The sequence below is a fragment of the Pseudomonas benzenivorans genome (genome assembly GCF_024397895.1).
Classification (GTDB): Bacteria; Pseudomonadota; Gammaproteobacteria; order Pseudomonadales; family Pseudomonadaceae; genus Aquipseudomonas; species Aquipseudomonas benzenivorans_A.
Genome location: NZ_CP073346.1, coordinates 1,285,327 through 1,298,053, shown reverse-complemented (window position 1 = coordinate 1,298,053; position 12,727 = coordinate 1,285,327). Strand labels below are relative to the sequence as shown.

The window sequence follows — 12,727 nt, the reverse complement described above, 5'->3', positions numbered from 1 at the left end:
AAGTAAAGCAAATATAAGGATCGAACGATGTCGAAAAATACCTATGTTAAACCCTCCGCTATTGGCTTGGTCTGCATCAGCACCCTCGCCAGCTCCAGCAGTTGGGCTGACTTTATTGAGGACAGCCATGCCACCCTCAACCTGCGCAACTTCTATATCAACAGTGACTTCAGAAGCGGTAAGGGTGCCTCGTCGCGGAGTGAAGAGTGGGCGCAGGGCTTTATGCTGCGCTTCGAGTCGGGATTCACCGAAGGACCAGTTGGTTTTGGTGTTGATGCCCTTGGCCTGCAAGGGATCAAACTTGATGGCGGCAAGGGGCATCACCCTGGCGGCTCGATGATTCCCGATGACCGCGATGGAAAGGGCGTTAGCAACTGGAGCCGTCTGGGCCTGACTGCCAAAGCTCGCGTCGCCCAAACCGAGCTGCGTTACGGCACTCTGACGCCACGCCTGCCCATTCTGGTCGCTACCGATGCGCGCTTGCTGCCACAGACTTTCGAAGGTCTACACATCACCTCCCGTGACATCGACAGTCTGACCCTGCACACAGGCTGGATCGACAAAGCCGTGGGCCGTGCATCGAGCAACCGCACGGGGCTGGCAGTGGTTGGTCCGGCTGCTGGTAACCGCGAAAGTGATGGCCTGTTCTTTGCCGGTGGCGACTACGCCGTTAACCAATTGCTGACGGCGCAGTACTACTACTCAAACCTTGAGGACTATTACACACAGAACTTTATCGGCCTGCAGCCGCTGTGGAAACTGGGTGAGAAGCAAAGCCTCAAGGCTGACCTGCGCTATTTTCGTACCCGCTCCGACGGTGCGAACAGCTCCGCCAGCGGCCGGGCCAAAGGCTACAGCGCCGGTGGTTACACCGAAGGCAACACGGGTGAAATCGATAACGATACTTGGTCGCTTGCGCTGACCTATAACAACAATGCTCACACTTTGGTGGCGGGTTATCAGCAGGTTTCCGGCGGCAGTAACTTTATCCAGCCCAACCAAGGCGGATTGGGGGAAGGCGCAGTAGGTGGCTCCATGTACATCGGCACCGATCGCTTTGTTGGGCAGTTCAACCGTGCCGGTGAGCGTACCCAATACGCGATGTACACCTATGACTTCGCCGGTCTCGGTATCCCCGGCCTTACTAGCACCGTTGCCTACTTCAGTGGTGATCAAATCAACACGGCTGGAGGTAGCCATGGCAAGGAGTGGGAGCGTGACTTGTTGGTGGACTATGTAGTGCAGAGTGGTGCGTTGAAGAACGTCGGCTTCGGCTGGCGCAATATCACCTACCGTGGCAACGTCCAGCGTGCTCAGGACGAGAACCGCCTGATCATTAGCTACTCATTGCCGCTGTTCTGATGAGGGGGTAGCAGGGCTGCTAGCCGTTCTGCTCAGCAGGTACGCCCAGGGGGTCTCGGGCAATACCTGCTCTGTATAGCTGCTTGTATTTCTTACATCGGTGTGCGTTGAGTCTGTGCCAGGTGAGATCGCTGATTGCGGATTTCGGTGAACGTGACCGAGCGTTTCGCTGGTACGTGACCGGCGCTTCCACCCCGGTTGCGCGGGTTCTGGATTGTAATCGCATCGGTCACGATGCGGTTTGCTCCTCGGTTTTTTTCCGGCGCAGCGACTCGCCCTTCATCGTCAGTCGATAGGCGCTGTGCACCAGACGGTCAAGGACGGCGTCGGCCAGGGTCGGGTCGTTGATCCAGCCATGCCAGTGTTCGATGGGGAGCTGGCTGGTCAGGATGGTGGAGCGGCTTCGTAAGCGCTCCACAAACCCCACCTATTACTGTTGGGGCGAGCCTGTCAGGATGGGGCAGCTAGCCGGCAACTCCACGGCAGCAGTGCTTCGTAGTCTTCAACGCTGCTGGCGGTTGGCAGGCGTTCGAGGATGTAGCGCAGCCAGGCGTAGGGCTCCTGGTCATTGGCCTTGGCGGTTTCGATCAGGCTGTAGATCTGTGCGCTGGCCGTGGCGCCCTTGGGCGTGTCGCTGAACAGCCAGTTCTTGCGACCGATGACGAACGGGCGGATGGCGTTCTCTGCGCGGTTGTTGTCGATCGGCAGATGCCCACCTTCGACGTAGCGCACCAGTTTGCTCCAGTTGCTGGCCAGGTAGTTCACCGCCTTGCCCAGGGCCGTCTGCCCGACGATCTGCGGCTGGGTTTTGTCCAGCCAGGCCTTGAGCTGGTCGAGCAGGGGTTGGCTGCGTTGCTGACGGGCGGCCAGGCGTTCGCTGTCGGTGGCCTCTTTCAGGTCACGCTCGATGCCGTAGAGCTTGTTGATCAGGTTCAGTGCCATGTCGGCACGGCCGGTTTTTCCCTTCGGTTGCACCTTCTGCGCGTCGACGAACTTGCGCCGCGCATGCGCCCAGCAACCCAGGCGTTCGGCTTCCAGGCGCTTGAGCCACAGGCAAAAGCCATTGCGCTCCCAGTAGAGGATCTTGACCTGGCTACGGGTGCGATTGAGGAACACGAACAGCACCGGGTTGAACACTTCGACCTTGATATCCAGCTCGACCAGGGCGGCCAGGCCGTTGATGGACTTGCGGAAGTCGACGGGCTTGGGATAGAGGTAGACCCTCTGCACCTTGGCGTCGGGACGCATCATGGGGTGAGCTCCAGTAAAACGGGAGCTCAGCATCCAATGATCGGCGGGCTATGGGCAGGTGGGGTTCGTGGAGCGCTTACGCGGCTTCCGGCGCGGTCGTCGACCACTTCCAGCAGGTCGTGACGAGCCCCTTCCTCCAGCGGGGTCAGCGCCCAGTCATCGAGCACCAGTACATCGACCTTGGCCAGCTGTTGCAGGGTGTGGCCGAAGCTGCCGTCGCCGTGGGCGATGCGCAGTTGCTCCAGCAGGAGCGGGGTGTGCAGGTACAGGGTGCTGTAGCCCTGGCGGCAGGCCTGGTTGCCCAGGGCGCAGGCCAGCCAGGTCTTGCCGGCGCCGGTCGGGCCGGTCAGCAGCAGGTTGTGCTGTTGGCGTATCCAGTCGCCGTTGGCCAGGCTGGCGATCAGGCGCTCGTCCAGTCCGCGGCCGGAGCGGCGGTCGAGATCTTCCAGGCAGGCGTTGGCGTACTTGAGCTTGGCCTTCTTGCGCAGCCGCACCAGGCGCTGGTTGTCACGCTAGGCCAGCTCGCGGTCGAGCAGCAGGCCGAGGCGTTCATCGAAGCTCAGGCTGTCGATGTCGGGGATTTTCAGTTGTTCGGCGAGCGCCTTGAGCATGCCGTGCAGGCGCAGGGGCTGGAGCTTGTCCAGGGTCGGGTGAGGCAGCATGGTGGGGTTCCTTGGGGTCAGTGGTAGTAACCGGGGCCGCGCAGGTTGGCGTGGTCGTCCGGCAGCAGAGGCAGGTTGGCCTGAGCCAAGGGCAGGTTTTCCAGGCCCTGGCGCAGGATCGATTCGAGGCTTTTGTAGCTGCACGCGCCGAGGCTGAGGGCGCGACGGCAGGCCAACTCCAAGCGCACTTCGCCACGGGTCTTGCCCCACCGTTTTATTTGGCTCTCAGCATGAAGGTGGTTATGGCGGGCAGCTAGAAGTGGTCAAGGAACAGAGGCGCTTAGGTCATGCTCGGGCGTCAGTTGACAGCGTCTTTAAGCATCTTGCCGGCCCGAAAGCTGGGCTGCATAGCTGCCGCGATCTTGATGGTCGCGCCTGTCTGAGGATTGCGTCCGTCGCGCGCGGCACGGGTCTTCACCGCGATGGTGCCAAATCCCACGAGCGTGACGTCTTCGCCGTTCTTTAAGGCTGCTGAGATGGTGCCGGTGATGGCGTCTAGTGCACGTGTTGCTGTGGACTTCGGCAGGTCGGCGGAGAGCGAGATGGCCTCAACCAGTTCAGCTTTGTTCATGATGTATTCCTACAGGGGCCAAGGGAAGGGATTATAGCCACTGAGGGGCGCAGTCTGCCTAAACACCACGAGGTCCTATTCCTAGTACCTGTGCCGAATCCGAGATATGAGCCGCTAATCCCCTCGCGCCTCGTTAGTTCGTTTCGGTCGTCATCGCCCAGGATAGATAAACGGCTCCCGCCACGGCCGCTAATCTGGAAGTTGGCTCGTTTGGCTGCTTGTACGCAGGCGTACTACGGTGTTGATGGCTTCGACAACAGCTCGGTTGTGAAGGGAGTTTTGCGGGAAAGCGTTGAAACTCGTCCGGCATTGTTGGGCATCGGTTGCAGCGAGCGCCCTTGATTACGCTATATATATTAGTGAGTTATGGACTCGTCCGCTGGTATGGATTGCACGGTGTTTTCGTCGGACGCATGCATAGGCTCTGCGTAGGCCATCGGTGCCCTGATTGCGTTAAGTGTGTTAACGATCCCCGGTGAGCCGAAGGCTATGAATTTGGCTCTGGGCATTTGGCGGTAAGCGCGAGCCGGAAAAGCCGGCTCGACCACTTGCTTTAAAGCTGCAGAGATATGGTTCTAACCGGCTGGACGCTGTGCTTTTGAGAGCAAACCCGCTGATGAATGCGGCTTAGGAATCCAACCTCGAACGCGCGCCTCTCCATCGCGTAGGGCAGCAGATCTCGCTCGGCGATCATGACTGCCCAGTGCCAGCGGCTGCGCGCGTGGTCGAGCCAGGTCTGGGCTAGCTTCACGCCCTGGTTGAACGCTTCCCCTCACACGGCCCGCCATAGATATGCAGCAGCACAATGGATAACCATTGGCTTCGCACTATGGCGCTACCGCGCCTTGGACAACATCTGGGTTCTCACGCCCTGCCGTGGGATTGACCACGACGGGCGCACTCTAGCCCGAGGGTTTCAGGATGGCAACCAGCTATGGCGTAGGTGGGATTCTAGGTCTGTGGGACGTGCGGGCTCAGTTGACTCAGCCGGTTTCAGGCAACGCATATTCAGGCTCGTCTCGCAGGCAAGGGACGGATAATATGAGGACTGATTGATTCGTCCGAGTCGTCGCTCCGCCGACCTATCTCCCGCGTCAGCAAAAGCTCTGTGCGATTGACGGTAGAAGTGACGGTAGGACCCATGTCAATTTCAGCCAACCCCTTTATCCAAGCGGGCTCGGGCGGCTTGTTGATGATCGAGTGGGAGTGATCTGAACGACAAGGGCAGCCCAGGCTGCCCTTGTCGCATCTGTAGCCCGCGGGTCCATCGCGGCCTGGCGTTCGGGCTCGCCAGTGGTGGCGCTTAAATGAGAAGATGTTGCAATTGAGCGCTCGGCTACAGTCCGGGACGGAATTCTCCCGACTTTCATTCGGGTCACGGAACTGAAGATGTCCTTTACCCGCAGACAGATGCTGGCCGGCCTGGCCGGTCTCGGCGCGGTCGGCCTCGGCGCCGGCGGCGTGCGTTACTGGCTGGGGCGGCCGCTGGTCGCCGCCGAGTACGATTACCAGCTGATTGCCGCGCCGCTGGATCTTGAGCTGGTGCCGGGCCATCTCACCCCGGCCTGGGCTTTCGGTGGCCAGGCGCCGGGCGCCGAGATACGCGCCAGGCAGGGCGAGTGGCTGCGGGTGCGTTTCATTAACCGCCTCGAGGTGCCGACCACCATTCACTGGCACGGCATCCGCCTGCCGCTGGAGATGGATGGGGTGCCCTATGTCTCGCAGTTGCCGGTGCTGCCGGGCGAGTACTTCGACTACCGGTTCAAGACTCCCGATGCTGGCAGCTTCTGGTACCACCCCCATACCGCCAGCAGCGAGCAGCTCGGCCGCGGCCTGGTCGGCCCGCTGATCGTCGAGGAGTGCGAGCCGAGCGGCTTCGTGCATGAGCGCACGCTCTGTTTGAAGAGCTGGCATGTGGATGAGCAGGGCGCCTTCAGTGCCTTCAGCGTGCCCCGTGAGGCGGCGCGCGAGGGCACCCGCGGGCGCTTGAGCACGGTCAATGGCACGCATGCGCCGACCCTGGATTTGCCGGCCGGGCAGGTGGTGCGCCTGCGCCTGATCAATGTCGACAACACGGTGACCTATCGGCTCAATCTGCCGGGCGCCGAGGCGCGCATCTATGCCCTGGATGGCAATCCGGTCGCGCCACGGCCCCTGGGCGAAGAGTACTGGCTGGGGCCGGGCATGCGTATGGACCTGGCGCTCAAGGTGCCCGCGGCGGGCGTCGAGCTGGCCTTGCGCAACGGTCCGCTACGTCTGGCGACCCTCAAGAGCCAGGTCAGTGGCGCGGCGGTTGCGGACTGGCCGCCGGCCTTGCCGGCCAATCCGGTCGCCGAGCCGGACCTGGCCCGGGCCGAGACCCTGCGCTTCAATTTCGAGTGGGCGGCGATGCTGTCGCAGAACGTCGAGCAGGCCGGCTATCGCTACTGGCAGATCAACGGGCAGGCCTGGAACGTCAACGACAAGACCTGCGCCGATCGGCCCATCGCCAGCCTGAAGCGGGGCGGTCATTACATCTTCGTGCTGCGCAACATGGCCCAGTACCTGCACCCGATTCACCTGCACGGCATGACCTTCAAGGTGCTGGACTCGGATCGGCGCAAGATCACCCCGTACTTCACCGATACCTACCTGTTGGGCAAGAACGAAACCGCGCGCATTGCCCTGGTCGCCGATAATCCAGGCGTGTGGATGTTTCATTGCCATGTCGTCGATCATATGGAAACCGGCCTGATGGCCGCGATTGAGGTGGCCTGATGCGTCAGCCGAAAATCATCGACAGGAGCCAGGATCAGCGCTTCATGCGCGAGGCGCTGGCCCAGGCCGCCGAGGGCGCCGAGCGCGGCGAGGTGCCGGTCGGCGCCGTGCTGGTGCAGGACGGCGCCGTCATCGGCCGCGGCTTCAACTGCCCGATCTCTACCTCTGACCCCAGTGCCCATGCCGAGATGGTGGCGATCCGTGCCGCGGCGCAGGCGCTCGGCAACTACCGCCTACCGGGCAGCACCCTCTACGTGACCCTGGAACCGTGCAGCATGTGCGCCGGCCTGATCGTCCATTCGCGGGTCGAGCGGGTCGTTTACGGCGCCACCGAGCCCAAGGCCGGCGTGGCGATGAGTCGCGGCGAGTTCTTCAGTCAGGGCTTTCTCAATCATCGGGTGCTGATCGAGGGTGGGGTGCTGGCTCAGGAGTGCAGCGCCATGCTCAGCGCCTTCTTCAAGGCCCGCCGGGAAGCGCGCTAGGAGTCAGAGCGGCGGCAGTTGGTCGCGCGGCGGATTCTTGTTGACCCCCGGCACGTGCAGGCCGGATTCGGCCACCTGGGTGCCTTCCAGCTGCGGCTGCGTGACCCAGGTGAGAATGTCGTAGTAGCGGCGGATGTTGCGCACGAAGTGCACCGGCTCACCGCCGCGGGCGTAGCCATAGCGGGTCTTGCTGTACCACTGCTTCTGCGCCAGGCGCGGCAGGATCTTCTGCACATCCAGCCACTTGTTGGGGTCCAGGCCGGCGCCTTCGGTGAGCTTGCGCGCGTCCTCCAGATGGCCGGCGCCGACGTTGTAGGCGGCCAGGGCGAACCAGGTGCGATCCGGCTCGACGATGCTCTCGGGCAATTGTTTCTTCACCTTGACGATGTACTTGGCGCCGCCGTCGATGCTCTGCTTGGGGTCGAGGCGGTTGGACACGCCCATGGCCTGGGCGGTGCGCAGGGTCAGCATCATCAGGCCGCGCACACCGGTCTTGGAGGTGGCGGTGGGCTGCCACAGCGATTCCTGGTAACCCATGGCAGCCAGCAGGCGCCAGTCCACGCCTTCGACGCGGGCGGCCTGGCGGAAGTGTTTCTCGTAGCGTGGCAGGCGCTGCTGCAGGTGCTTGGCGAAGGTGTAGGCGCCGACGTAGCCGAGCACGTCGACATGGCCGTAATAGCGTTCGGTCAGGCGCTTGAGGCTGCCGTTCTCCTGGGCGCGGGCGAAGAAGGCGTCGATCTCCTCCAGCAGGCTGTTGTCCTCGCCGGGGGCGACGGCCCAGCCCAGGCTCTGCGAGTCGCCGAAGTCGAAGGCCACCCGGACGTTGGGGAAATACACCTGGTTCATCGCCAGCTCGTTGGAATCGACCAGGGTCAGGTCGATCTGTCCCTCGTCGACCATGCGCAGCAGGTCGACCACCTCCACCTCGGCGGACTCCTCGTACTTCAGTTCCGGCTGTTCGGCCTTGAGCGCCGCCAGCTGCTCGGCGTGGCTGCTGCCCTTGAGCACCAGGATGCGTTTGCCGAGCAAGTCCTGCGGACGGGTCGGGCGTTGCTGGCCGTTGCGGTAGATGATCTGCGGGGTCACCTGCAGATAGGACTTGGAAAAGCGGGCGATTTGCTGCCGCCCGTCGCTTGCCACCAGGCCGGCGGCGGCCAGCACCGGGCCCTTGGCCTCGCCGAGGCGAGCGAACAGCTGGTCGAGGTTGTCGGCGGTTTCGATCTGCAGTTCGACATCCAGGTCTTTGGCGAATCGCTTGAGCAGCTCGTATTCGAAGCCGGTTTCGCCGTTGCGGTCCTGGAAGTATGTGGAGGGGCTGTTGCGGGTGATCACGCGCAGCACGCCGTCCGCCTGGACGCGCTCGAGGGTGCTGGGTTCTTCAACACAGCCACCGAGCAGCAGGAGGATCCCGATCGCTGACAGCCAGCGGGCGCAGCGGGAGCGGAACGCGGATTGGGCAAACATTAACGCAGTATACGCAAAGCGCTCGATGCGCCATATCTCGACAGCGTCAGCCGTCTCTGCTAGCGCTCAACGCGCCGTATGGGCTGCGCTACGGGTGCCGCCGCGCGTCGCTTTAGGCTAGAATGCACGGCCTCAAAGTACACCCCTTCCCAGAGGCTGTCCCCGATGTTGATCCTGCGCGGCGCTCCCGCCCTTTCTGCTTTCCGCCACGGTAAATTGCTCGAGCAACTGACCGGCAAGATACCTGCTGTGACCGGACTGTATGCCGAGTTCGCGCATTTTGCCGACGTTTCCGGTGTGCTCGGCGACGACGAAGAGCGGGTGTTGGCCCGTCTGTTGAAGTACGGGCCGAGTGTGCCGGTGCAGGAGCCCAGCGGCCGCCTGTTCCTGACCATTCCGCGCTTCGGCACCATATCGCCCTGGTCGAGCAAGGCCAGCGACATCGCGCGCAATTGCGGTCTGGCGAAGATCCAGCGCATCGAGCGCGGCATCGCCTACTACGTGTCCGGCGAGCTGAACGCGGTCGAGGCCGAGCAGGTCGCCGCGCTGCTGCACGACCGCATGACCCAGCTGGTGCTGGACTCCCTGGAAGGCGCCGCGGCGCTGTTCAGCCATGCCGAGCCCAAGCCGTTGACTGCGGTGGACGTCTTGGGCGGTGGCCGCGCCGCGCTCGAGCAGGCCAACGTCGAGCTGGGCCTGGCCCTGGCCGAGGACGAAATCGATTACCTGGTGAAGAGCTTTGGCGACCTGGGGCGCAACCCCCATGACATCGAGCTGATGATGTTCGCCCAGGCCAACTCCGAGCACTGTCGCCACAAGATCTTCAACGCCAGCTGGGACATCGACGGCGAAAGCCAGGAAAAGTCCCTGTTCGGCATGATCAAGAACACCTACCAGATGCACAGCGAGGGGGTGTTGTCGGCCTACAAGGACAACGCCGCGGTGATCGTCGGTCACCAAGCCGGGCGCTTCTTCCCCAATGGCGAGACCCGCCAGTACGGTGCGGTGCAAGAGCCGGTGCACATCCTGATGAAGGTGGAAACCCACAACCACCCGACCGCCATCGCGCCGTTCCCGGGCGCCTCCACCGGCTCCGGTGGCGAGATCCGCGACGAAGGCGCCACCGGCCGCGGTGCCAAGCCCAAGGCCGGCCTGACCGGTTTCACCGTGTCCAACCTGCAGATCCCCGGTTTCGAACAGCCCTGGGAAGTGCCCTACGGCAAGCCCGAGCGCATCGTCACGGCGCTGGACATCATGATCGAAGGCCCGCTCGGCGGCGCCGCGTTCAACAACGAATTCGGCCGTCCGGCGCTTACCGGCTACTTCCGCACCTTCGAGCAGGCGATCATGACGCCGCGCGGCGAAGAAGTGCGCGGCTACCACAAGCCGATCATGCTCGCCGGCGGCATGGGCAACATCCGTGGCGAGCATGTGCAGAAGGGCGAGATCACCGTCGGCGCCAAGCTGATCGTGCTCGGTGGCCCGGCCATGCTGATCGGCCTGGGTGGCGGCGCCGCCTCGTCGATGGCCACCGGTGCCAGCTCGGCCGACCTGGATTTCGCCTCGGTGCAGCGCGAGAACCCGGAAATGGAACGCCGTTGCCAGGAAGTGATCGACCGCTGCTGGCAGCTGGGCGACAAGAACCCGATCGCCTTCATCCATGACGTCGGCGCCGGCGGCCTGTCCAACGCCTTCCCCGAGCTGGTCAACGACGGCGGCCGCGGCGGCCGCTTCGAGCTGCGCAACGTGCCCAACGACGAGCCGGGCATGGCGCCCCACGAAATCTGGAGCAACGAGTCCCAGGAGCGGTACGTGCTGGCTGTCGACGCCGCCGACTTCGAGCGCTTCAAGGCGATCTGCGAGCGCGAGCGCTGCCCGTTCGCGGTGGTCGGCGAGGTCACCGAGGAGCCGCACCTGACCGTCGCCGACAGCCATTTCGGCAACAACGCCGTGGACATGCCGCTCAACGTGCTGCTCGGCAAGGCGCCGCGCATGCACCGCTCGGCCAGTCGCGAGGCGGAACTGGGTGACGACTTCGACGCCGGCAGCCTGGACCTCGAGGATGCCGTCAGCCGCGTGCTGCGCCATCCGGCCGTGGCCAGCAAGAGCTTCCTGATCACCATCGGCGACCGCACCATCACCGGCCTGGTCGCCCGCGACCAGATGGTCGGCCCCTGGCAGGTGCCGGTGGCCGATTGCGCGGTCACCGCCACCAGCTTCGATGTCTACACCGGCGAAGCCATGGCCATGGGCGAGCGTACGCCGCTGGCCCTGCTGGATGCCCCGGCTTCCGGACGCATGGCGATCGGCGAGACCCTGACCAACCTGGCGGCCTCGCGCATCGAGAAGATTTCCGACATCAAGCTGTCGGCCAACTGGATGGCCGCCGCCGGCCACCCGGGTGAAGACGCGCGGCTGTACGACACGGTCAAGGCCGTCGGCATGGAGCTGTGCCCGGAGCTGGGCATCACCATCCCGGTGGGCAAGGACTCGATGTCGATGAAGACCCGCTGGCAGGACGATGGCGCCGACAAGAGCGTCACCGCGCCGATGTCGCTGATCGTCACCGGCTTCGCCCCGGTCAGCGACATTCGCCAGACCCTGACCCCGCAGCTGCGCATGGACAAGGGCGAGACCGACCTGATCCTGGTCGATCTGGGTCGCGGGCAGAACCGCATGGGCGCCTCGATCCTCGCCCAGGTGCACGGGCAGATCGGCCGCCAGGCCCCGGACGTCGACGACGCCGAAGACCTCAAGGCGTTCTTCGCGGTGATCCAGGGCCTCAACGCCGATGGTCACCTGCTGGCCTACCACGATCGCTCCGACGGCGGCCTGCTGGTCACCGCGCTGGAAATGGCCTTCGCCGGCCACTGTGGCCTCAACCTGCAGCTCGACGCGCTGGCCGATGGCCGCGAGGAGCTGGCCGCGGTGCTGTTCAACGAGGAGCTCGGCGCGGTCATCCAGGTGCGCCAGGATGCCACCCCGGACGTGCTGGCGCAGTTCAGCGCGGCCGGCCTGGGCGACTGCGTGGCGGTGATCGGCCAGCCGCTCAACAACGCCGAGGTCAGCATCAGCTTCGACGGTCAGCCGGTGTTCGGCGGCGAGCGTCGTCTGCTGCAGCGTCAGTGGTCCGAGACCAGCTACCAGATCCAGCGCCTGCGCGACAATGCCCAGTGTGCCGATCAGGAGTTCGATGCGCTGCTCGAGGAAGACAACCCGGGCCTCAGCGCCAAGCTGGGTTATGACGTCAACGAGGACATCGCCGCGCCCTATATCAAGAAAGGCGTGCGCCCGCAGATCGCCGTGCTGCGCGAGCAGGGGGTCAACGGTCAGGTGGAGATGGCCGCGGCCTTCGATCGCGCCGGCTTCGACGCGATCGACGTGCATATGAGCGATATCCTCGCCGGTCGCGTCGACCTGGAGACCTTCAAGGGCCTGGTCGCCTGCGGCGGCTTCTCCTACGGCGACGTGCTCGGCGCCGGCGAAGGTTGGGCCAAGTCGATCCTGTTCAACAGCCGCGCGCGCGACGCGTTCAGCGCCTTCTTCGAGCGCCAGGACAGCTTCAGTCTGGGTGTGTGCAACGGTTGCCAGATGCTCTCCAACCTGCATGAGCTGATCCCCGGCAGCGAATTCTGGCCGCACTTTGTGCGCAACCGCTCCGAGCAGTTCGAGGCCCGCGTGGCCATGGTCCAGGTGCAGGAGTCGGCGTCGATCTTCCTGCGCGGCATGGCCGGTTCGCGCATGCCGATCGCCATCGCCCATGGCGAGGGCCATGCCGAGTTCGCCAGTGACGAGGCGTTGCTCGAGGCCGACCTGTCCGGCTGCGTGGCCATGCGCTTCGTCGACAACCACGGCAAGGTCACCGAAGCCTACCCGGCCAACCCCAACGGTTCGCCGCGCGGCATCACCGGCCTGACCAGTCGCGACGGCCGTGTCACCATCATGATGCCGCACCCGGAGCGGGTATTCCGCGCCGTGCAGAACTCCTGGTGTCCGGACGACTGGCAGGACGATGCCGGCTGGCTGCGCATGTTCCGCAACGCCCGGGTCTGGGTGGACTGAGTACCGAGGCGCGGACTTGTCCGCGCCATCGCTCGCCTGAGCACGCCGGGGCAAGCCCGGCGTCGCGTCCTCGTCGATGCAATCGCTTCCGCGGCCGTCGCTGCCGGCCATGGATC

7 protein-coding genes and 4 pseudogenes are annotated in these 12,727 nt (G+C 64.1%); 4 read left to right on the top strand and 7 right to left on the bottom strand.

Features of this window, described 5'->3' with window-relative positions; genetic code table 11:
* Positions 1–27 precede the first annotated feature (27 nt).
* On the top strand, positions 28–1,362 hold the full coding sequence (locus tag KDW96_RS06125) for an OprD family porin (RefSeq protein ID WP_255839553.1): 1,335 nt from the start codon (positions 28–30) through the stop codon (positions 1,360–1,362).
* A 229-nt stretch (positions 1,363–1,591) separates the two neighbouring features.
* On the opposite strand, the pseudogene KDW96_RS06120 reads toward KDW96_RS06125, so the two are convergent.
* The 6 genes and pseudogenes from KDW96_RS06120 to KDW96_RS06090 all read right to left on the bottom strand — a co-directional run.
* A pseudogene (locus tag KDW96_RS06120) lies at positions 1,592–1,777 on the bottom strand (ATP-binding protein); the annotation flags it as partial.
* A 35-nt stretch (positions 1,778–1,812) separates the two neighbouring features.
* On the bottom strand, positions 1,813–2,610 hold the full coding sequence (gene tnpC, locus KDW96_RS06115) for an IS66 family transposase (protein WP_370295436.1): 798 nt from the start codon (positions 2,608–2,610) through the stop codon (positions 1,813–1,815).
* An 83-nt stretch (positions 2,611–2,693) separates the two neighbouring features.
* Positions 2,694–3,275 (bottom strand): annotated as a pseudogene (locus KDW96_RS06105) (ATP-binding protein); the annotation flags it as partial.
* Between the two features lie 17 nt (positions 3,276–3,292).
* Positions 3,293–3,493: pseudogene (locus KDW96_RS06100) on the bottom strand (IS21 family transposase); the annotation flags it as partial.
* Between the two features lie 80 nt (positions 3,494–3,573).
* Positions 3,574–3,846 (bottom strand): HU family DNA-binding protein, encoded by a 273-nt coding sequence (locus KDW96_RS06095; protein ID WP_255839552.1) that lies wholly within the window; start codon positions 3,844–3,846, stop codon positions 3,574–3,576.
* A gap of 553 nt (positions 3,847–4,399) precedes the next feature.
* Positions 4,400–4,615: pseudogene (locus tag KDW96_RS06090) on the bottom strand (LasR-specific antiactivator QslA); the annotation flags it as partial.
* A 620-nt stretch (positions 4,616–5,235) separates the two neighbouring features.
* Between KDW96_RS06090 and KDW96_RS06085 the strand changes: the two are divergent.
* Together KDW96_RS06085 and tadA are read left to right on the top strand one after the other, a co-directional pair.
* A complete protein-coding gene (locus KDW96_RS06085) occupies positions 5,236–6,603 on the top strand; it encodes a multicopper oxidase family protein (RefSeq protein WP_255839549.1) in 1,368 nt (455 codons plus the stop codon).
* Positions 6,603–7,085, top strand: coding sequence for a tRNA adenosine(34) deaminase TadA (gene tadA / locus KDW96_RS06080; RefSeq protein WP_255839547.1), 483 nt, complete (start codon positions 6,603–6,605; stop codon positions 7,083–7,085). The genes KDW96_RS06085 and tadA overlap by 1 nt, the downstream gene beginning before the upstream one ends.
* A gap of 3 nt (positions 7,086–7,088) precedes the next feature.
* On the opposite strand, the gene mltF is transcribed toward tadA, so the two are convergent.
* Entirely contained in the window at positions 7,089–8,549 is a 1,461-nt protein-coding gene (gene mltF / locus KDW96_RS06075; protein ID WP_255839546.1) for a membrane-bound lytic murein transglycosylase MltF, read from the bottom strand.
* Positions 8,550–8,714: 165 nt separating this feature from the next.
* On the opposite strand from mltF, the gene purL reads away from it, so the two are divergent.
* A complete protein-coding gene (purL, locus tag KDW96_RS06070) occupies positions 8,715–12,611 on the top strand; it encodes a phosphoribosylformylglycinamidine synthase (protein WP_255839545.1) in 3,897 nt (1,298 codons plus the stop codon).
* The last annotated feature ends 116 nt before the right edge of the window (positions 12,612–12,727 follow it).